The organism is Bacillus sp. es.034, from assembly GCF_002563655.1.
Taxonomy (GTDB): domain Bacteria; phylum Bacillota; class Bacilli; order Bacillales; family Bacillaceae_B; genus Rossellomorea.
Window position 1 is genome coordinate 1,410,034 of the sequence record NZ_PDIY01000001.1, and the last position, 21,635, is coordinate 1,431,668.

Sequence of the window (21,635 nt, forward strand, 5' to 3'; positions counted from 1 at the left end):
TAATGTGCTTTAAGAGGATAAGGTTTTGAATCTCCTTGCCAGAAATGACAATCTGGTATGACTTTCTCTAGTACTGATGAAAGGATTTGTATATGTCAAATATCTCTTTATTATAAAATGAATCTATTTTTAAAAGTTGTAGAACTGTTGAAAGAGTGGAAAGTTTATCGTTAATTTCAGAAGTGGGCGAAGATATGTTTATATTTGCAGGTAAATAAATAGAGCGCTTAGATGAAGTTTGACTACTTGATAAATCCATAGAAGAGATCGTTTTTCTTCTCATAGAGTGATGTAAATACAGTTGAATTAAATAAAGGAAATAGCGGATTTGGAATTGGTCGTATAGAATCAGCCTGTTTTGTTTATCCATTGCAAAATCCAAACTAAACTTTTCCCATAGGATATGACTTAGTCCCTTGTTTTCATAAGGCATGAAGCTGTCGGTAGATAGAATGATTTTTTGTGGTGTATTACTCTTCTTTCTTAAATGACCATCATCTTGATAACACCAAGCCAAAGCCAGAGGAGATAAGTGTTTGTAAATAGAGGAAGGACTTTCTTTCCATCTCTATACCATAGGTTTCTTAAATTCGTGATTTTAGGGTGAGTTTTTGATTGGACATAATAGCTTTCTGTGTATAGCAGTGGGTACATCATGCTTGGTCTTTTTTCGAGTACATAAATTGAAACCGGGCCTTCCTGCCATTTTGCTGTGTAATACACCCGTCCCCTAATAGTTTACCAGTCATTAAAGAAAGAAAAGTATTTTGAGTTTCCACAATAACCCCCCTGACAAAATGCGAATATGCGTTCTGTTTAATTCTAACATGTTAAAGAGGAATTTTCCCTTTCTAACTAAACTAACTTAAAAATCTTCCGATATAACCCATATAACCCACAGGAGGATCCCATAATGATTGATAAAGTGACAGGACATGTTTCACAATCATTTATTGAAACACAAAACATTACTAGCGACGCAGCAAAGATAAAAGTACAGGAACAAACATTTGAAGAAACTACACCCAAAGAACCTGTCACCCAAGAAAAACTCCAAAATGTCGTTCAGGGCATGAATGAATTTTTATCAGCTTCGAATACACACCTCAAATTTGAATTCCATGATAGATTGAAAGAATATTATGTGACGATTGTGGATGATGTCACGAAAGAAGTAGTGAGAGAGATACCGGCTAAACGAATGCTGGATATGTATGCGGCCATGACGGAGTTTGTCGGATTGATGGTCGATCAAAAGGTTTAGAGGAGTGAGAGATTTTGAGAATTGGCGGTTTAGCAAGTGGGATGGACATTGATTCCATCGTTGCCGACTTGATGAAAGCGGAACGGATCCCATTGGATAAATTAAAGGCAGAGAAGCAGACCCTTGAATGGAAACGTGATGATTATCGTTCGATGAACACACTGTTGTTGGATTTCCGTTCGGAGCTTACTCAGTATAAGCTGACTTCGAAATACAGGGCAAGACAAACAAGTTCATCCGATGAAACGAAAGTGACTGCGACTGCGACGAGCGGGGCTTCACAAGCATCCTATACGATCAATAACGTAACGAAGCTTGCCAGCGCAGCGAATCGTGTCAGTGGAAGCAGCGGGGCGAATGGTGAAAAGCTTTCAAGTGCCGGAACCAAGTTTGATCCGAAATCTGGTCTTTACAATCAAAGTTCGAAATTTGATAACAGTGCTGCTTTTACTTGGTCTGAAGGAGTGGTCGAAACCCAGACGATCAAGGCGGCAAGCGATACGACTACCTCCTCTATTAATTTCGCCGGGACCACGCTAAAAGATGTAGACAAGATGAGTGTGAAGGTGAACGGAAAATCCATGGAGGTAGTGACATCCCTGCCTGCAGAAGGGCTTGGAAGTAACCAGGTATTGGTTGATGCCGGCGGGGCGTTGACGTTTGGCGCTGCGGTGAAGAAAGACAGCTCAATCCAGGTAGATTACATAACAACAGATAAAACCCAAACCATTTCGACTACGGATGCTGTGAAAGATGTGCAGCTCGCTAAAGGCTCCATTCAAAATTTGACCTTAACGGTAAACGGCAAGGATTATACTCTGGGAGCAACGGATACAGATGGCAATACCGAGCTGAAGGCAGCAGACAGCTCCGTCATCGGAACCATTAATAAAGAAACAGGTAAAATCAGTTTCACCACTGAACAGGCTGCCGGGTCAGCTATCTCGGTGAATTATACACAAAACTATTCTACTTTTTCATTGACGACTCATGGGAAAGACGGACAAAAAAATGTGAACTTCCTTGTGCAGGGAAATGAATCATTGAATATAGTGATGAACAGGGTCAACTCTTCAGATGCCGGGGTTTCCATGTTCTATGACTCATTTTCTGATCGTGCCACGATGACCCGGACCGAAACGGGAAACTACAATACAAGTGGAGATGAAATAACGACCTCGGGTACGTTTCTTAACTCTTTATTAAAATTCGGGACGTCCACAGAAACGGGTGGAACGAATGTAGAATTTGAGATAAATGGTCTGAAAACAGAACGCTATTCCAACACGTTTGAAATGAACGGAGTCACATTCTCCATCAAGGATCTTTTTGACTCGTCCACCTCACCCAATGGCGTGACGACAACAATCTCAAATAATTCCACAGATGTATTTGATAACATCAAAGGCTTTGTGGATAAATACAATGAACTCATCGACAAAATCAGTAAAAAGACTTCCGAAGAATTCTATCGTTCATACGGTCCGCTAACGGATGAACAGCGGGAAAGCCTTTCTGATAAACAGCAGGAGCAGTGGGAAGAGAAGGCAAAGAATGGACTGTTAAAAAGAGATTCGATTCTCTCCGGTGTCCTGTCAGAAATGCGAACCGACTTTTACCAGCCGGTGGATAACGCAAGCGTAAATCCTTTATACAAACAGCTATCGAGTATCGGGATCACCACGACAAGCAACTACCTTGAAGGTGGGAAGCTCGTCATCAACGAAGCCGAGCTGAAGAAAGCGATCGAAGAGGATCCCCAATCGGTGGAGAACCTGTTCAGGGGTGGAAGTGATGCCACCAATGAGTCTCAGAAAGGAATCATCCACCGACTCTATGATTCTGTCAACGCTACGATGGACAAGCTGAAAGACAAAGCAGGCGGAGTGAACTCAACGAATCAGCAGTTTGCCCTGGGGCGCGAATTGAAAAACGTCGACAGCAGCATCGACCGCTTCGAAGACCGGATGAAACAAGTGGAAGACCGCTATTGGCGTCAATTTACCGCCATGGAAAAAGCGATCCAGCAAGCCAACCAACAATCAGCCTATCTCATGCAGCAGTTTAGCGGCATGTAAACATAAAGGAGTGTCAATATGGCCGTAAACAATCCATACCAAACGTATCAAAACAACTCAGTCACCACCGCATCTCCCGGCGAACTTACGTTAATGCTCTACAATGGATGTTTGAAATTTATCACACTCGCCAAAAAGGGAATCCAGAATCATGATATCGAAATGAAAAATGTGAACATCCAAAAAGCCCAGAACATCGTGAGCGAATTGATGGTCACCTTGAATATGGATATGGACGTATCCAAGAACATGATGTCACTCTATGACTTCATCAACCGCCGATTAATCGACGGAAATATCAAAAACGACGTGGAAGCCATCGAAGAAGCGGAAGGATTGATTATAGAATTCCGTGACACCTGGAAAGAGCTCATTCAGCTCAATCGTCAAAAACAGCACGCAGGTCAAGGTGGCAAAGCCTGATGTCTTCTGTTGAGCAATGCTATGAATTAACCAAACAGTTATATGTCCTGGTCGGCTCTTCTTCCAAAGTAGAAGATAGATTAATAGAAGAGGTGGACCAACTAATACTACAACGAGAGGGAATTCTCTCTTCCATCCAGCCCCCCTACACAGAGGCAGAACAGACGTTGGGTCGCCAAATCGTTCAGTGGAACACCGTCATAGATAAGAAACTTGCCATCCTGAGAGACGAAGTGAAGAAGGAAATGAACAGCATGAACAAAAAGAAAATAACGGCAAAAAAATATTCCAATCCTTATGAACATATGCAGACGGACGGGTATTTTTATGATCAAAAGAAATAAATTCCAGCCTCGATTATTTCGGGGCTTTTTTATTTTCCAAATAATCTCATGATATAATAATAGAAAAATACTGGAGGCAGTCCAGGGTGATAACTAGTCTACTATCATCGGACGAAGGTCAAATGACAAATCTGATTACCAATGAACTCATAAAACAAATCTCTCACCCACGTATGTGGATTTCCCTTGGAATAATCGTACTCATGGATTCCATTGCATCCTTCTTTGTATACATGCTCTTCGACGGTATCCAATTTTCATTCTGGGAATATATGCGGATCAGTTCGAACCTCCTTATGATCATTCAACTCTTCACTCTGATCATTGCCGGTGATATCGTTTCAAGTGAATTCTCGTCTGGCACCATTAAGCTATTGCTTATCCGACCTATTAACCGCGTGAAAATACTGCTTTCCAAATACATAACCGTGGTAGTCATCGCCACTGTTTTAACAGCCTCTCATTTCTTGTTTTCCGCCGTGCTCGGTTCTCTGTGGTTTTATGATAGTTTCTTTGATTTGAACGAGAACTTTTTTATTGTGGCAGGAGCTTACGTGTTGAGATTCATAGAAATGATGGTGATTTGTTCCTTCGCTTTTACCTTCTCGGTAGTGACGAGGAGCAGTTCGTTTGCGATTGGTTCTACGATCTTTCTGACCTTTTCTGCAGGGACATTTTTGGTTTTGATGAACGAGCTTGGTATGGAGTGGGGGAGGTATCTGCTGTTTGCGAATACTGATTTGCAGCAATATTTCTTCGGGACTCCACCGTTTGAAGGAATGACGTTTTGGTTTTCGGTTGGGGTGATTGTGATGTATTTGGTTGGGCTTGGTGGATTGTGTTGGTGGAGTTTTGGGGAGAGGGATGTGGATGTTTAATAGCTGATCCAACCTTAACCCCTCTCCAAAATCCCTTCACATTTTCGCCCCATACCATTCACAAATCCTCCAAATTCCCAACGTTTAATCCAACAAAAAAGTGAGAAAATAATACTATAAAGAGTGAAAGGTGCTCTCTACATATCAACAAAACCACCTCACTCTTAAACATTCTCCAACCCCCTACACACCCACACTTTCGACACCACCTTACAAACTTCACGAAAAATTGACAAAAAATTTAGAAAGTTTAAGAAGGATTAATGAAGGGAATGGAGAATATATAAACATAGCTTTATTTTTAAAAGGAGGAGTTTACATGTTGAACTACAACATTCGAGGCGAGAACATTGAGGTAACTCCAGCGATTCGCGAACACGTGGAGAAAAAGATTGGTAAGTTAGACCGTTACTTTAATGAAACTCCTGATGCAAATGTACATGTTAATTTAAAAGTGTATCCTGATAAAAATACGAAAACTGAAGTGACTATTCCAATGCCGCAATTAGTTCTACGTGCAGAGGAACGCAACGCAGATATGTATGCGGCTATTGATCTGATAGTAGATAAATTGGAGCGTCAAATTCGCAAACATAAGACCAGAGTGAACCGTAAGATGCGTGAAAAGGGTAGCCCGAAGGAGTTCTTCGCTGCTCAGGAAGATTTGAATCATGTTTCTCCTAACGGCGCAGCTGCCGTTGAACTGGAGGAAGAGGACGATACGGAAGTAGTAAGAACAAAGCAGTTCAATCTGAAGCCGATGGACAGTGAAGAAGCGATCCTGCAGATGAATATGCTGGGTCACACATTCTTCATCTTCACGGACGCAGAGACGAATGCAACGAACATTGTGTACAAGCGTCGTGATGGTAAGTACGGTTTGATTGAAACAAATTAATCTGAATAAGCTTAAAACCTGTAGTCTCCTGGACTGCAGGTTTTTTTGTAAGAAGAAGGATTTATACCACTTTTTGTCGAATCTTGATATATAAAATATGGGTTTTTGTATTAAATAGACGCTTTAATCTAAAGGAGGACTTCACCATGACATATTCCATTGTAGGTTTTGACCCGGATGAAAAGGAATGGGGGATTGCGGTCCAATCCAAGTTCCTCGGTGTTGGTTCGGTTGTGCCGTTTGCGAAAGCGGGAGTCGGCGCAGTTGCGACTCAGTCTTACGCAAATACTTCTTACGGCCCACATGCGCTTCAACTGATGGAGGAAGGCAAGACGGCGGAAGAGGCACTTGATATCATCACAAAGGATGACCCGGAGCGACCATTGCGCCAGGTGGGGTTGATCGATGCTTGTGGCAACCCGGCCACTTTTACCGGGGAAGGGTGCTATGACTGGGCTGGTGGGCAGACTGGAAAGCATTTTGCAGCTCAGGGGAATATTTTAGTAGATGAGCAAACCGTGAAGGCGATGGCGGATACCTTTGAGTCCACCACTGGGTCTTTGGCTGAAAGGCTTCTCCACGCCCTCGATGCCGGTCAGGAAGCAGGCGGTGATTCCCGTGGCATGCAGTCCGCTGCTCTATTAGTCGTAAAGGAGAACGGTGGATACGGTGGGTTCAACGATCGCTATATTGACCTCAGGGTGGATGATCACGCCTCTCCTATCCAAGAACTGAAGAGAATCTATCAACTACATCAGCTGTACTTCAAAGAATCAGACGCCGGCAGGGTGGTACTCCTTGAAGGTGAGATTTACGATGAAGTGGAACGTGAACTCACCCGTCTTGGCTATGCGAAAGAAAAGCAGTCCCTCTATCAAAATTTGAAAGACTATCTCCACACGGAAAACTTTGAAATGCGTGAGCAGGATGAGAATTATATCGATTTGGATGTCTTGGATTATATAAAAAATCAAGGAAGATAATTGTAAAAAGAACCAGTCGGAAAGTGATTGGTTCTTTTTTCTTATTTTAAAACAGTTTAATGCTTGCCAGAAATGTTATATAATGAACCTTTGTGTACGGGACTCAGAGAAGTTGGAGGTAAATACAAACATGAGTACAGTCGGAAGAAATGAACCATGCCCATGTGGCAGTGGAAAGAAATATAAGAAATGCTGTGAAAACGTTGTGAATATAGAAACGCTGGTGAGTCAGGAACTGGATGTGCTGCAGGCGCAGCTGTATGACTTCATCGCTACGGCACAGTCTGCCGAGATGGAAGAATCCTACCATCACTATCTGTCCAAGATGGATTTGATGCAGGCAGATCCCGATATATATGAAATGGCATTTGTCAGCTGGTACGGTGCGACTCAGAAGGATGCTGAAGGTGTTCGTTTGATCGAACGATTTGTGGATAAGCAGCTAAGTACAGTGACTCGACCACAGACAGCTGAGGTATTGGAATCGTGGAAGAATGTACGTGTGACAGCGGGTACGGTAGAGAAGCTTGATGACAATACATTGAGTGTCGGGGAAGCGATCACGGGAGATACGCTTATCGTGACGGAAAAATTCGGTAAGCTTGAAGAGAATAGCTTCTTCCTGGGATTACTATTGCCGAACGGGGAGAAATATCTTCCGTTTGCTCAATACTTCATTTATCCTGCGATTGAAAAAGCAGCGATGGAGTTAGTGAAAATCCGTTTCGAACAGGGTGAGTTTGAAACTCTCCATGATTACTTATCAGGTCAGTACCTGGAAATCGCGGATGTCGGATTCGTCCTTTATAGTGCGGAGAAGAAGAAGGCTGGAAAAGCAGCGGCAACGGGTAAAGCGTCTAGTGAATCTGATGTAGCGAATGATTCTGATGAGGATTCTGCAGACTCCATTGAAGGCGTCGAAATCTGGAAGACGCCGGAATACAATGAAGCGATCACCTCACTTCAAACCTTCCTGGCTGAAAAAGGGGAAGATAAGAAGGAAGGCGAACTGCTCGTAGCCGTATTGGAAAAATATTTCTACACAGAACGCCCAACAATCCGCAACCCGAAAATCTACTCGGGGGCAATGGTCGACATGGCGAAAAACATCGACGAAATCAGTATCCGCCACGTTCAAAAGGAACTTGCCGAATACTTCGATGTCTCTGCCAACAGCATCTCAAGACGAAGCAAGCAAATCTGGGAAAGCTACCAGGACACCGTCTACGAACTGCTGAAAGCAACAAACGCCTAAACCAAACTCAATACACATCCTACAAAAGTCGTCTGATAAAGGCGGCTTTTTTTGAGGGACGGACCTCCCAAATCATGACCATTGAGAATGGAAAGCTTGATATAATAGCATTCATTTCTTCAAAAGACTGAAAAAGGGAGGTCCGTCCCTCAAAGCCTTAAGTTGTAACCGATATGGGATAGTGGTAAGATTGATAGGGAAAATATCGTGTTTGCGTGGGAGGATAATTGGTTTTAGTAGCGAATTTTAAGTAGAGTGATGTGAAGTGATTCTCCTTATTTTTTACAGGGGATTCACATAATTCTCATGGGAATCTCATTTACTTTCGTTATACTTGTGACGTTTGGCTCTCATTCCAACACAGATAAAGGAGCGTTTATACATGCTTGGTCTATTAAATAAAGTGTTCGATGCGAATAAAAGAGAATTAAAGAGGCTGGAGAAGCTGGCCGATCAAATAGAAGAATTAGGTCCCGATATGGAGCGTTTGACGGATGATGAAATCCGTGAAAGAACGGAGCGTTTTAAAGAGCGCTATCAGAAGGGTGAAGACCTCGAAGACATGCTCGTAGAAGCCTTTGCTGTCGTACGCGAAGCAGCACGCCGCGTATTGGGTCTATACCCGTACCGCGTCCAGCTCATGGGTGGTATCTCCCTTCACGGCGGGAACATCTCCGAGATGAAAACCGGTGAAGGTAAAACCCTGACGGCGACGATGCCTGTTTACTTGAATGCCATCACGGGAAAAGGCGTTCACGTTATCACGGTCAATGATTACCTGGCCAGCCGTGATGCCGAGGAAATGGGGAAACTCTACAATTTCTTAGGACTGACTGTAGGGCTCAATCTCAACTCTATGTCTAAGGATGAAAAACGCGAAGCTTATAGCGCGGACATCACATACGGTACGAATAACGAATTCGGATTCGATTACCTTCGTGACAATATGGTCCTGTACAAAGATCAAATGGTTCAGCGCAGCCTTCATTTCGCCGTCATCGATGAGGTCGACTCCATCTTGATTGATGAAGCGCGTACTCCTTTGATCATTTCAGGTAACGCCCAGCGCACGCCTCAGCTTTATATCCAGGCGAATGCGGTCGTACGTACACTGAAAAAAGAAGAAGATTACACATATGATGAAAAAACAAAGGGTGTTCAATTAACGGAAGACGGAATCAGCAAGGTGGAAAGAGCCTTCCATATTGATAACCTGTTCGATATTTCACACGTAACCCTTAACCACCACATCAATCAGGCGTTAAAAGCCCATGTAAGTATGCACCGTGATGTGGATTATGTGGTCCAGGAAGGCGAAATCGTCATCGTTGACTCCTTTACGGGACGCTTGATGAAGGGACGTCGTTACAGTGATGGACTTCACCAATCAATCGAAGCAAAAGAAGGTCTTGAAATTCAAAACGAAAGCATGACCATGGCAACGATCACTTTCCAGAACTACTTCCGTATGTACGAAAAGCTGTCCGGTATGACGGGTACAGCGAAGACGGAAGAAGAAGAGTTCCGTAATATCTACAATATGAACGTTATTGTTATCCCGACGAACAGACCGATCGTCCGTGATGACCGCGCCGATTTAATTTACGCGTCCATCGAAGGGAAGTTCAACGCCGTAGTAGAAGACATTAAAGAACGAAATGATAAAGGACAGCCTGTACTGGTCGGTACGGTTGCCGTTGAAACGTCAGAATTGATTTCTAAGCTCCTCACGAAAAAAGGCGTACGCCATAACGTGTTGAATGCGAAAAACCATGGCCGTGAAGCGGAAATCATTTTAGAAGCGGGTCAGCCTGGTGCCGTTACGATCGCGACGAACATGGCCGGTCGTGGGACGGATATCAAACTTGGCGAAGGAGTCATCGATCTTGGCGGTCTTTCCGTCATCGGTACGGAGCGTCACGAATCAAGACGTATCGATAATCAGCTTCGTGGACGTTCCGGACGTCAGGGAGATCCCGGCGTGACTCAATTCTATCTTTCAATGGAAGATGAATTGATGAGAAGATTCGGCTCTGACAATATGAAGAGCATGATGGAACGCCTTGGAATGGATGATTCCCAGCCGATCCAAAGTAAAATGGTCAGCCGAGCTGTAGAATCAGCGCAAAAACGAGTGGAAGGTAACAACTTCGACGCTCGTAAGCAGCTTCTTCAATATGATGATGTACTGCGCCAACAGCGTGAAATCATCTACAAACAGCGTAATGAAGTCATTGACTCTGAAAACCTTCGAGACATCGTTGAAGGCATGATCAAATCAGTCATTGAACGCCAAGTGGCGGCTCATACGGCAGAAGAAGAGATGGAAAATTGGAATCTTCAAGGCATTGTTGATTACGTCAACGCCAACCTTCTACCGGAAAATGACGTGACGGTCGACGACCTTCGTGGAAAAGAAGCCGATGAAATGATGGCTCTCATCTTTGAAGACGTACAGCACCGTTACAATGAAAAAGAAGAGCAGCTGACACCGGAGCAGATGCGTGAGTTTGAAAAGGTCATCCTGCTTCGCGCCGTTGATACAAAATGGATTGATCACATCGATGCCATGGATCAACTTCGTCAGGGTATCCACCTCCGTGCATACGGACAAAACGATCCACTGCGTGAATACCAGCATGAAGGCTTCGCCATGTTCGAAAGCATGGTACTCGCCATCGAAGAAGACGTGGCAAAATACGTCATGAAAGCGGAAATTCGCAACAACCTGGAACGCCAGGAAGTGGCCAAAGGCCAAGCGGTCAACCCGAAAGAAGACGGAGCAAAAGCCAAAAAACAACCAGTCCGCAAACAAGCAGACGTCGGACGCAACGACCCATGCCCATGCGGAAGCGGCAAAAAATACAAACACTGCCACGGCATAACAGGATAACGAAAAGAAATCAGATGATACCTGGGACTAATTTTGCTAAAATAAGTCCCAGGTACTTTTCCGTTTTTATGATTAAGATGGAGTAACTGGCACTATTAGTGCTTTATTGGATGGATTTTAAAAGCAATGTTGATTGAAGCGGAAGGTGCTCGACTCCTGCGGGAAACGCGTGGAAGTTGAGACCCCGCAGGGCCTTAGCCCGAGGAGGCTCAACCCACGCCCCGCGGAAAGCGAGCACCTGCAGCGGAAATCAACCACCACTATCTAATACAAACTCCAAAATGACTTTTACAAAACAACAACCCAAATAACTATAGAGGTGACCACACATGGAACTATCAGAAATCAGAGCAGAGTTAGAAAAATCAGCTAAGACATTAGCGGACTTCAGGGGGTCTCTTTGACTTAGAAAACAAAGAGGCCAGAATCCAGGAACTTGACGAAATCATGGTCCAACCCGATTTCTGGGATGACCAGCAAACCGCACAGGGACTAATCAATGAAGGAAACGGCTTGAAGGAACTTGTCAATGAATACAAATCATTGCTTGAATCCCAGGAAAACCTTGAATTGACCCTTGAGCTGGTCAAAGAAGAACCAGACGAAGAACTGCAAAAGGATATGGAAGAAGAGCTTGCTGACTTGGTCAAACGTTTAAATGACTACGAGCTACAGCTTCTTCTAAGCGAAGAACATGATAAAAACAACGCGATCCTTGAACTGCATCCCGGTGCAGGTGGAACCGAGTCCCAGGATTGGGGTTCCATGCTTCTCCGCATGTACACACGTTGGGGTGAGAAACGCGGATTCAAGGTGGAAACCCTTGATTACCTGCCTGGTGATGAAGCGGGGATCAAGAGTGTAACGTTAGCGATCAAGGGCCACAACGCATACGGCTACCTGAAAGCTGAAAAAGGCGTGCACCGTCTTGTTCGTATTTCACCGTTCGATTCGTCGGGCCGTCGTCACACATCCTTCGTTTCGTGTGAAGTCATGCCGGAGTTTAATGAAGAAATCGAAATCGACATCCGTACGGAAGATCTGAAAATTGATACGTACCGTGCAAGCGGAGCCGGCGGTCAGCATATCAATACCACCGATTCAGCCGTCCGTATCACTCACTTACCGACCAATGTAGTTGTAACTTGTCAATCGGAGCGTTCTCAAATCAAGAACCGTGAGTCTGCGATGAAAATGCTGAAAGCGAAGCTTTATCAGAAGCGCATCGAAGAGCAGGAGCAGGAACTTGCTGAAATCCGCGGGGAGCAAAAGGAAATCGGATGGGGAAGCCAAATCCGTTCCTACGTCTTCCACCCATACTCCATGGTCAAGGACCACAGAACCAACACAGAATCAGGAAACGTACAAGGCGTCATGGACGGTGACATCGACCCATTCATCAACGCTTACCTGCGATCCAAAATAAAGTAATACACGAAACTGCCCCGCCCAACTTCTGGCGAGGGCAGTTTTTTAAATATGTTTGAGGGACGGACCTCTAATTAGCACAATGAAGCAACTGTTTCCCACCCAGCCAAGGTCCGTCCCTCCAACCTCACCTCATTAATGCTTTAACACGTTATTGAACTGTTATTTACACCTTTATGCGCCCATGCTATACTCTCAAAGGTTGATACAGAGGGATTCAAGGGATGTATCAACTTTACTATCATCGTCCTCATCATGGATTTATAAAAATAGAAGTGCTGCTTTTTTGGATGCATATGTATACACTCCTTCACAAATAACACGTGCCTTTTAAAGGTTCGTCCCTCGAGGAGTGGCTGCATCAAAGGAAGGTTTTGTACTCATACTATTAATACATAGGTTAAAGGAGTCGTACTGGATGGGTTTGAAGGAAAGGCGTCGTGAGCAGGTATTTAATCCACGGAAAGAGAAATTGTTAGAGTATTTGTTTGTTGTGTTTGGGTCAACGATTGTGGCCATTGCATTTAATGTGTTCTTACTTCCGAATGAAGTAGCTTCCGGAGGGGTGAGCGGGATATCGACGATTTTGAATGGATTGTTTGACTGGAAGCCCGCATATGTTCAGTGGGCATTCAATATACCATTATTCATCGCCGGGCTGATCTTCCTGGGTCTTCAATTCGGAGTCAAGACAGCGATCGGTACGGTGTTTTTACCGCTAGTTGTATTTTTGACCGAAGACTGGAAACCCTGGACGGAAGATCCCCTGCTTGGAGCCCTTTTTGGAGGGATAGGGGTAGGACTTGGGTTAGGAATCGTCTTTCGTGGAAGAGCTTCTACAGGAGGGACGGACCTTGCCGCTCAGATCGTCAACAAATTCACCGGCCTTTCACTCGGAACTTGTGTGGCGATGATTGACGGGATGATCGTCCTGTCTGCCGCCATCGTCTATGATATCGAACGTGGATTATATGCCCTGATCGGGTTGTACGTAACAAGTAAAACCATCGATCTCGTCCAGGTTGGTATAAGCAGATCCAAAATGGCGCTGATCATTACCAATCGCCAGGAAGAAGTTCGTGAAGGAATTTTGAATAAAATCGACCGTGGAGTGACAAAACTATCAGCATACGGTGGTTACACGGATGACGAGCGCCCGATCCTCATGTGTGTCGTGGACCAGACAGAATTCACAAAACTGAAACAACTGGTCAAAACCATTGACCCTTCAGCCTTCGTCGTCACAATGGACGCCTCAGAAGTACTGGGGGAAGGTTTCAAACGGGTTTAAACTTGGTATAATTATGTAAGAGAGGGACGGACCTGACAACCGATCCGTGACTCTGAAATAAGTTTCCTAGGGGGATGAAAATGAAGAAAAAGCTGCTAGGTGTTCTTTTTGGCGCTTCATTGGTACTTGCAGCCTGCGGTGGTAACGGCGGCGACAGTACAGAAACAAGCTCCGGTGGAATGGATCCTGAAAAAATCGTAAATAACAAGTGCTCCAGCTGTCATGGTGGGAACCTTGAAGGTGGAATGGGGCCGGCCCTTAAAAACATCGGGGCAGAACTAAGCAAAGATCAAATCCTTGAAACCATCAAAAATGGTAAAGGACAAATGCCTCCTGGACTCATCAAAGGTGATGAAGCAGAAGCGGTGGCAGAATGGTTATCAAATAAGAAGTAAAAGCGAGAGAAGGATCCAATGGATTCTTCTTTATTTAGTTATTTACCATAAATATTCAAAACATGTTCCGTATTTTTTGGCAAAACCGTCCTCATATTAAATATCCACAGATTTTTCTCAATTCTTCTTTAAATCTTTGTTACAGAACTTTTTCGCATGAAATCCCTTAATTGTTATTCCTTCTTATAGCTAGAATCATAACCTAGTAACTTAATCTGATCACCATCAACTTAGCGTTTATCATGGTGGGACCTCTAGATGTAAGTATGTGGTATTAGTACCAGTTAATAGGTATAAATGACTATAAAATAGTCTGTGTATAGGCGAAATCAACAACAAAACAGGTAATAATTTCACATTTTTAGCGGTTCTGAAATGTAAATGTAATAATTTTTTTCCTTAACTTACTATAAAGAGATGTTATAATAATTTTCGGAAGCGTAATTCGAGGTTTTTCACCAATTTTTTTCTAATGGTGATAAAGACGACTTTGGTTACGTGCCGTGTACATATGTCGATAACAGCCAAGAGGGTAACTACATAATACAAATTAGGTGATTTGAAAATGATAGAAATGAAAGACGTCTACAAGCAGTACAGCAATGGTGTCATGGCTGCCAATGGCTTTAACGTCCACATCAAGCAAGGTGAGTTTGTGTATGTGGTGGGGCCGAGTGGTGCCGGGAAGTCTACTTTTATTAAAATGATGTACCGCGAAGAACGTCCTTCCAAAGGAGATATCGTTGTAAATGGTATCAATCTCGCAAAACTGAAAAATAGTAGAGTCCCATACTTAAGAAGAAACGTGGGGGTTGTATTCCAAGATTTCAAGCTGCTACCATCGCTGACAATCTATGAAAACATTGCCTTCGCACTTGAAGTTATAGAAGAACATCCAAAGCAGATCAAGAAAAGAGTCATGGAAGTACTGGACCTGGTAGGGTTAAAACATAAAGCAAGAATGCTACCGAATGAGCTTTCCGGTGGGGAACAGCAACGTGTATCGATTGCTCGATCCATTGTGAATACTCCTAAGCTTGTAATTGCGGATGAACCTACAGGAAACCTCGATCCCGAAACGTCTTGGGATATCATGAACATATTTGAAGAAATCAGCAACCGTGGAACCACGGTGATCATGGCTACACATAACCGGGAAATCGTAAATACAATCAAGCATCGGGTAATCGCCATTGAAAATGGCCGCATTGTCCGGGACGAACAGCGAGGTGATTACGGTTATGAAAGCTAGAACGTATGGCCGTCACTTTAGAGAAAGCTTCAAGAGCATTGGACGTAACGGCTGGATGACATTCGCATCAGTGAGTGCCGTTACCGTAACATTACTGCTTGTTGGTGTATTCATCGTCTTGATGCTAAACATGAACAAAGTAGCAACCGATATTGAGAAAGACGTTGAAGTACGCGTATTACTCGAAATTGGGACTGAAAAATCCCAGACTGAACAAATAGAAAAGAAAATACAAAATATAAGTGGTGTGGAATCAGTTGAGTATTCTTCCAAAGAAGAAGAACTTCAGAACCTGGTCAAGGATCTGGGAGACGATTTCAGATTATTTGAACAAGATAACCCATTATATGATGTGTTTATCGTAAAAGCAGACAATCCAAGGGACACCGGTAAAATCGCGGGTCAAATCAGCAAGTTCGAAGGTGTCAATGAAGCCCTTTACGGAGAAGCGAAGATTGAAAAATTATTTAATGTACTGGAAATGAGTCGGAATGTTGGACTTGTGTTGATCATCGGTCTGTTGTTCACGGCGATGTTCCTCATTTCTAATACAATCAAAATCACCATTGTCGCAAGAAGAAGGGAAATCGAGATAATGAAACTCGTGGGTGCAACCAACTGGTTTGTACGCTGGCCATTCATATTAGAAGGTTTATGGCTTGGAATTTTAGGTTCTATTATCCCGATCGCTCTTGTCTCAACAGGTTACTACTATGCCTATGGATTTATTAAACCAAAACTACAAAACAATTTTATTCAGATATTAGATTTTACCCCCTTTATCTATCAAGTAAACGGATTAATTCTATTAATGGGTTGCCTGATCGGAGCTTGGGGAAGCTTTATGTCTGTTCGTAAGTTCTTAAAAGTGTAAAATTTGATAGGTTGATAGAAGCTGAAAGGAGCATGCCGCTTGAACAGGAAGTATTTCATCTCATTATCTATTGCAGCAGCATTAACAATCGGAAGTCTACCAACGTTAGCAACCACTGCTAGCGCTAACTCCTCCGTGGAGGACTTAAAGAAACAGCAGGACGACGTTTCATCTAAAAAAGAAGAGGTCAATGGAAAGATTAGTGAAAAAAATTCTCAAATTGACCAAACCATTAGTAAACAAAAAGACATTGAAGCACAGATTGCCGAAATCAGTACAAAATTAAAAGATACAGAAACGAAGATAGCAGAAAAAACAAAAGAAATTGATGAAACGACGGCAAAAATAAATAAGCTTAAAGCGGATATTGAAGAGTTAAAGAGGAAGATTGCAGAGCGTAATGAACTTTTGAAAGAACGCGCTCGCGCTATTCAGGAAAAAGGCGGCTCTGCCAATTATCTTGACGTACTTCTAGGAGCGGAAAGCTTCGGGGACTTCATCAACCGTGTTACAGCAGTAAACACAATCGTAAGTGCAGACAAAAAGATCATGGACGAACAGAAGCGCGACCAGGATGAATTAGAGAAAAAGCAGGCGGAAGTAGAGAAAGAACTTGCTGACCTGGAAGCTTCCAAAGCAAATCTTGAATCCTTGAAAAAAGACCTTGATAGCCAAAAGGCTAAAAAAGCTGAACTATTCAAGCAGCTTGAAGCTCAACAGGCTTCATTAAAAGTAGAAAAAGCCGATCTTGAGAAAGAGTCGGATGAACTTTCTAAAATGGAGCACCAGCTTGAAGGTGAAATCCAGGCTGAACAAGCACGCTTGGCAGAGTTAGCCCGTCAGCGTGAAATCGAACGTAAGCGCCAGGCGGAAGCTGAAGCAGCGAAGCGTGCAGCAGCACAACAGCAGGCGACAGCAAGCAGCCGCGGCGGTTCTTCTTCAGCTCCGGCAGCGACTCCTGCAGCAGTAGCTCCAAGCGAACCCGTTAGTGCAGGGGCATGGACAGCACCAGCACGTGGAACAATCACAACCAATTTTGGTTGGGATGTCTTAAATGGTAAGCGACGTTTCCATTACGGTACAGACATTGCAGCACGAGGAAGTGTTCCAATCTCTGCAGCGGCAGATGGCTATGTCATTAAGAGTCACTACAGCTCAAGCTACGGTAACGTAGTGTACATCACGCACTCCATCAACGGTCAAATGTTTACAACTGTATATGCTCACATGTCTTCTTCACTAGTAAGCACTGGACAAGCAGTGAACAAAGGCGACCAAATCGGTTACATGGGTAACACAGGTTACTCTTTCGGACAGCATTTACACTTTGAACTTTACAGAGGTTCATGGAGTGCATCGCATTCAAATGCTGTAAACCCACGTCAATATATTAATTTTTAATAAACTAGTCCCCGCTTCAATGAAGGCGGGGACTTTATTAATTATTTTAGTAGATGAACTGTTCTTGTAATGATATTGGATCTGTTTTATGTTACGGAATAGTGTTTTCATCACTTCTTTTTTCTAGTATAATGACTATTATACTCAAGTGAATTTTCGAAAAAGGCAAACTAATTGAAAGATTAGGACGCAAAACCACGGATCTTCTATTTTTAAAAATAATGACCGCCGGGTTACCGAAAACAATGAATACTAATCGAACGTAAATCTAGTACTCATTTAAGCCTGCCTTTTTGGTGGGCATTTTTTGATTGGATGTTCGTTTCAGTGTGAGTTGAATCTGCTATAAGGGTGATGAAGTTGGAATTAAGTGATATAAAAAGGCAGCTGCGAAGCTTTTGCCGAAGAAACCGCACAGCGCTAAAATATACATACGTAAAAAATTATACTGCAGAAGATATTAGTGATATGTTGATAGACCGGATAGGAGCTGAAGAAGTCGAGAGGATATTATTAGATATTGAAATCATCAATGAACGCGGTGGAGATACCGTCAAATACTTCATGCTCATCCTGGAAGGGTTGAGAGCAGCCTAAGATTTAGATTCCTTCACAGGGGGAACATATTTATCAAGTCGTATGTGAAAGGATCCTTCAGAGAAGAATCCTTTTTTGCAGGAAAGACAACACCCTCACTGACTGTAATCATTACACAAAGGGATACATTATGAGTAAATCACTTGATAATTGAGTGAAATTTAAAGATACTTAATACATAACAGGGTATGTTTCGGACAGAGGATGATCTAGTCGGAAGAAACCTCTATGAAAGGTGTAGAAACAATTGGATGAAAGGTGGTACTCCATTGGCTCCTTTACTTTCCCCTCTACTTGGGGAGCGATCATCACCTCGTTCATTTTGACCTTTCTATTTCTCTACTTCTGGAATCGAAAGGCCAGCGATTGGTATTCAAATGGTATTTTTTACTTTTTGGTCATCTGGAAGCTGAGTGTCATTGTGGTTGATTTTCAAAATGTCATCGAACATCCCATTACGATCCTTTATTACCATGGTGGCAGGTGGGGGTATTGGTTAGGCTTGCTGACAGTGCTTTTATACATATTCGTTAAAAGGGCAGACACGGTTTATCGTCTCGTCATTGTGTGGATGAGCACGGTCGTTTTCTTTGAACTTGTCGTTCACTTGCTGGAATTTGATATTCTTGTGGGGGTCATCCAATTTTCCCTCAACGGTGCACTGGTCTTATTTTTATTGAAAAAAGAAGATGACGGTGATACGTGGGCTATACAATTAGTAGTCGTCTTCAGCCTTCTTCAACTGCTGCTCCATTCCATTCATGGAGGCTTTGTGTATACCACTGTCACCTGGACGTATCTCATCGTGATGGTTTACCTTATCTTTTTCAACGGAAGGTGGAAAACGAACATTGAATAAACGAAATTTCGCCCTGGCAATCGTTGCCCTGCTGATCGGAATCTTCCTTGTGAATTTGTTTCAGGATCAACAGGAAAAAAAGGCAAGGGAAGAAGCTGATCAGTTGGCCAAGGAGTCCATGGATCTTTCCGATGCGGAGCAGGGACTAACGAAAGGGGATCGGGCACCGGACTTTACCTTGACCACGTTAGATGGGAAAGAAGTCAAGCTCTCCGACTATCAGGGAAAGAAAGTGATCCTGAATTTCTGGGCCACCTGGTGCCCGCCATGTAAAGCGGAAATGCCCCATATGGAACAGTATTACGAAAAAAAAGCGAAAAAAGAAAAAGTTGAAATCCTTGCCGTCAACTTGACTTCACAGGATGAGGGGGAGAAGGCAGTCCAGCAATTTGTCGACGGCTACGAACTCACTTTCCCCATTCTCATGGATGAAAAAGGGGATATCGGCGACGAGTACCGGGCATTCACGATCCCGACCACTTACATGATCGACACAAACGGCCTCATCCAGCACAAAATCGTCGGCCCCATGAACGAAGAAATGATGGGTAAAATGGTCGAGGGCATGGAATAATGAGAGGGACGGACCTCTAAGAAGACGTTTCGTTCTATACGCTATGAGGTATAAGTAACCATGGCTCAAAAAGGAGGATCAATATGTTCCACTACACAAAAGAGGTTTCAATGAATGTGAAGGATGCGGTATCAGCAGTAGAGGCAGCCTTGAAAGAAGAAAGCTTCGGGGTTCTGTGGAATCTTGACCTGGCCGCCAAGCTTCAGGATAAAGGGCTTGATTTTAACGAAGAAGTAGTTGTCCTGGAAGTATGTAATCCCCACGAAGCGAAAAAGGTGCTGGAAGAAAGCATGCTCGTCAGCTATTTCCTGCCTTGTAAAGTGACGGTATACACAGAAAAGGGAACGACGAAGATCGGTATGGCAAAGCCCAGCAAGCTGATTGAAATGGTAGATAACGACGAATTGAAACGATTGGCGTTGGATATCGAAAATCGTCTGATCGGGTGTTTAGAAAACGTCTGACGATGAGAACCTGTTGCATGAATGCGACGGGTTCTTTTTTTTTGCATCCAACACCTCCTACTCCTCACAATCTTCTGAATATGATACACTTTTAAAAATACATAGATTCAGGAAGGATGACAGAGAAATGAAATTCACCACCAAGGTCGTACATAGTCAGCTGAAAGGAACAGAGGAAATCCGCAGTAAAACGACACCGATCTATCAGACGTCTGCTTTTTCTTTTACGTCTCTTGAGGAGCTTGAGGGTTTCTATGAGGGGAAGTCTCCTTATCTTTATTCAAGGACGGGTAATCCCAACACGGATGAACTTGGGAAGATGGTAGCCGATCTTGAAGGAGCGCCTGCGGGTGTCGCCACGTCTTCCGGCTTGTCAGCGATCCTCGTCGGAATCCTTGCCGTTGTCCAGGCGGGTGATCATATCATTGCGGCGGAGGATTTATACGGAGGCACTTTCCATATGCTGAAGGAAGAGCTGAAATCATTCGGCATTTCGACCTCCTTTGTCGATTTCACGAGTGAGGAAGAAATCGAGGCAGCACTTACTCCCGACACCAAACTTCTCTATAGTGAGACCGTGACCAATCCGTTTATGCGAGTAGAGGATATTTCAAGAATGGTAGCACTTGCCGAAAAGCACAACCTGAAAACGATGATCGACAATACATTCTCCACTCCATTTCTGCGTCAGCCCTTCCTGGAAGGGGTCGATTTGGTCGCTCACAGCGCCACGAAATATATCGGCGGGCATAGCGATATCACAGCGGGAGTCGTAGTCGGAAAAGAAGAGCTTGTGAATAAAGCAAGAGAGAAGGTCGTCAATATCGGTTCCAATTTAAGTCCATTTGAAGCGTGGCTCACATGCCGTGGGGCGAAAACGTTGGCACTCCGTGTGGGGACCCAGGCTCAGAACGCGGGGATCCTTGCAGATGAACTACGCACCAATGAACAGGTGAAGAGGGTCTATTATCCAACCGATCTATCCGATAAAGGAAATGGCGCGATCGTCACCATCGAACTTGATGCCCGTTGCGACATCAGCACATTCTTCAAATCCCTTGGATGGATCAAGATCATCCCGTCCCTGGCCGGAGTGGAAACAACGGTTTCCTATCCACTCGGGACATCTCACCGTGCCCTTCCGAAAGAAGCACAGGAAAAACTCGGCATCAACACCCATGTGGTGCGCATATCATTAGGTATCGAGGATGGGGAAGATATCGTATCTCAATTTAAAGAGGCAATTGAAGCTTCTGTTAAAAAATAAAAAATTCTGAAAATAGTCTTGACGTTGAGGCTGGTTACCCTTTATAATTCATCTCAACGCATGAATTTTCACATTGACAATTAAATGCTCTTATCCAGAGAGGTGGAGGGACTAGGCCCGATGAAACCCGGCAACCTTCATGTACGCATTGCGCGTTACATGAAAAGGTGCTAATTCCTGCAGGCGATCTGCCTGAAAGATAAGAGGAGGACCCTAT

At 43.7% G+C, this 21,635-nt stretch carries 21 protein-coding genes and 2 riboswitches; of the genes, 20 read left to right on the forward strand and 1 reads right to left on the reverse strand.

Going from position 1 to position 21,635, the window contains the following annotated elements:
* Nucleotides 1-67: 67 nt before the first annotated feature.
* Complete coding sequence (locus tag ATG71_RS23955; RefSeq protein ID WP_098439024.1) at nucleotides 68-544, reverse strand: hypothetical protein; 477 nt, start codon at nucleotides 542-544, stop codon at nucleotides 68-70.
* 369 nt (nucleotides 545-913) lie between these two features.
* Here ATG71_RS23955 and flaG point away from each other — a divergent pair, with 369 nt between their 5' ends.
* The 20 genes from flaG (at nucleotide 914) to ATG71_RS07240 (ending at nucleotide 21,418) form a co-directional block, all read left to right on the forward strand.
* Nucleotides 914-1,264 (forward strand): flagellar protein FlaG, encoded by a 351-nt coding sequence (gene flaG, locus ATG71_RS07150; protein ID WP_098439025.1) that lies wholly within the window; start codon nucleotides 914-916, stop codon nucleotides 1,262-1,264.
* Between the two features lie 14 nt (nucleotides 1,265-1,278).
* Nucleotides 1,279-3,342 carry a flagellar filament capping protein FliD gene (gene fliD, locus ATG71_RS07155; RefSeq protein ID WP_098439026.1) on the forward strand — a complete coding sequence of 688 codons (2,064 nt, stop codon included), beginning with the start codon at nucleotides 1,279-1,281 and terminating at the stop codon, nucleotides 3,340-3,342.
* Between the two features lie 18 nt (nucleotides 3,343-3,360).
* Entirely contained in the window at nucleotides 3,361-3,765 is a 405-nt protein-coding gene (fliS, locus tag ATG71_RS07160; protein ID WP_098439027.1) for a flagellar export chaperone FliS, read from the forward strand.
* Nucleotides 3,765-4,109: a flagellar protein FliT gene (fliT, locus tag ATG71_RS07165; RefSeq protein WP_098439028.1), complete on the forward strand. Its 345-nt coding sequence runs from the start codon at nucleotides 3,765-3,767 to the stop codon at nucleotides 4,107-4,109. Before fliS ends, fliT begins: the two co-directional genes overlap by 1 nt.
* A gap of 86 nt (nucleotides 4,110-4,195) precedes the next feature.
* Nucleotides 4,196-4,987, forward strand: a complete 792-nt coding sequence (locus tag ATG71_RS07170; RefSeq protein ID WP_142953459.1) for an ABC transporter permease — start codon at nucleotides 4,196-4,198, stop codon at nucleotides 4,985-4,987.
* A 319-nt stretch (nucleotides 4,988-5,306) separates the two neighbouring features.
* Entirely contained in the window at nucleotides 5,307-5,885 is a 579-nt protein-coding gene (gene hpf, locus ATG71_RS07175; RefSeq protein ID WP_044338351.1) for a ribosome hibernation-promoting factor, HPF/YfiA family, read from the forward strand.
* Nucleotides 5,886-6,031: 146 nt separating this feature from the next.
* On the forward strand, nucleotides 6,032-6,868 hold the full coding sequence (locus ATG71_RS07180) for a DUF1028 domain-containing protein (RefSeq protein ID WP_098439030.1): 837 nt from the start codon (nucleotides 6,032-6,034) through the stop codon (nucleotides 6,866-6,868).
* A gap of 130 nt (nucleotides 6,869-6,998) precedes the next feature.
* Complete coding sequence (locus ATG71_RS07185; protein WP_179886488.1) at nucleotides 6,999-8,123, forward strand: YecA family protein; 1,125 nt, start codon at nucleotides 6,999-7,001, stop codon at nucleotides 8,121-8,123.
* 382 nt (nucleotides 8,124-8,505) lie between these two features.
* On the forward strand, nucleotides 8,506-11,016 hold the full coding sequence (gene secA / locus ATG71_RS07190; RefSeq protein WP_098439032.1) for a preprotein translocase subunit SecA: 2,511 nt from the start codon (nucleotides 8,506-8,508) through the stop codon (nucleotides 11,014-11,016).
* 329 nt (nucleotides 11,017-11,345) lie between these two features.
* Nucleotides 11,346-12,447 (forward strand): peptide chain release factor 2 gene (gene prfB / locus ATG71_RS07195; protein ID WP_098439033.1). Its coding sequence is split into 2 segments (ribosomal slippage): nucleotides 11,346-11,417 and nucleotides 11,419-12,447, totalling 1,101 coding nucleotides; the frame shifts between segments, so codons are not numbered across the junction.
* A gap of 415 nt (nucleotides 12,448-12,862) precedes the next feature.
* Nucleotides 12,863-13,735 (forward strand): YitT family protein, encoded by an 873-nt coding sequence (locus ATG71_RS07200; protein ID WP_098439034.1) that lies wholly within the window; start codon nucleotides 12,863-12,865, stop codon nucleotides 13,733-13,735.
* A gap of 80 nt (nucleotides 13,736-13,815) precedes the next feature.
* Complete coding sequence (gene cccB / locus ATG71_RS07205) at nucleotides 13,816-14,130, forward strand: cytochrome c551 (protein ID WP_034764388.1); 315 nt, start codon at nucleotides 13,816-13,818, stop codon at nucleotides 14,128-14,130.
* A gap of 565 nt (nucleotides 14,131-14,695) precedes the next feature.
* Nucleotides 14,696-15,382, forward strand: a complete 687-nt coding sequence (ftsE, locus tag ATG71_RS07210; RefSeq protein ID WP_034764386.1) for a cell division ATP-binding protein FtsE — start codon at nucleotides 14,696-14,698, stop codon at nucleotides 15,380-15,382.
* Nucleotides 15,372-16,256 carry a permease-like cell division protein FtsX gene (gene ftsX, locus ATG71_RS07215; protein ID WP_098439035.1) on the forward strand — a complete coding sequence of 295 codons (885 nt, stop codon included), beginning with the start codon at nucleotides 15,372-15,374 and terminating at the stop codon, nucleotides 16,254-16,256. The genes ftsE and ftsX overlap by 11 nt, the downstream gene beginning before the upstream one ends.
* Nucleotides 16,257-16,295: 39 nt before the next feature.
* Nucleotides 16,296-17,657 (forward strand): murein hydrolase activator EnvC family protein, encoded by a 1,362-nt coding sequence (locus ATG71_RS07220; protein WP_098439036.1) that lies wholly within the window; start codon nucleotides 16,296-16,298, stop codon nucleotides 17,655-17,657.
* A 154-nt stretch (nucleotides 17,658-17,811) separates the two neighbouring features.
* Nucleotides 17,812-17,898, forward strand: a riboswitch (cyclic di-GMP riboswitch).
* A gap of 119 nt (nucleotides 17,899-18,017) precedes the next feature.
* Entirely contained in the window at nucleotides 18,018-18,254 is a 237-nt protein-coding gene (locus tag ATG71_RS23070; protein ID WP_142953460.1) for a hypothetical protein, read from the forward strand.
* 247 nt (nucleotides 18,255-18,501) lie between these two features.
* A complete protein-coding gene (locus tag ATG71_RS07225; RefSeq protein ID WP_098439037.1) occupies nucleotides 18,502-19,113 on the forward strand; it encodes a hypothetical protein in 612 nt (203 codons plus the stop codon).
* Nucleotides 19,106-19,687 (forward strand): redoxin domain-containing protein, encoded by a 582-nt coding sequence (locus ATG71_RS07230; RefSeq protein ID WP_098439038.1) that lies wholly within the window; start codon nucleotides 19,106-19,108, stop codon nucleotides 19,685-19,687. The genes ATG71_RS07225 and ATG71_RS07230 overlap by 8 nt, the downstream gene beginning before the upstream one ends.
* Before the next feature lie 83 nt (nucleotides 19,688-19,770).
* Complete coding sequence (locus ATG71_RS07235) at nucleotides 19,771-20,151, forward strand: DUF302 domain-containing protein (RefSeq protein ID WP_098439039.1); 381 nt, start codon at nucleotides 19,771-19,773, stop codon at nucleotides 20,149-20,151.
* Between the two features lie 127 nt (nucleotides 20,152-20,278).
* The gene (locus ATG71_RS07240) at nucleotides 20,279-21,418 is read left to right on the forward strand and encodes a trans-sulfuration enzyme family protein (protein WP_098439040.1); all 1,140 of its coding nucleotides are present in this window, start codon (nucleotides 20,279-20,281) and stop codon (nucleotides 21,416-21,418) included.
* Nucleotides 21,419-21,505: 87 nt separating this feature from the next.
* Nucleotides 21,506-21,624, forward strand: a riboswitch (SAM riboswitch).
* Nucleotides 21,625-21,635 lie beyond the last annotated feature (11 nt).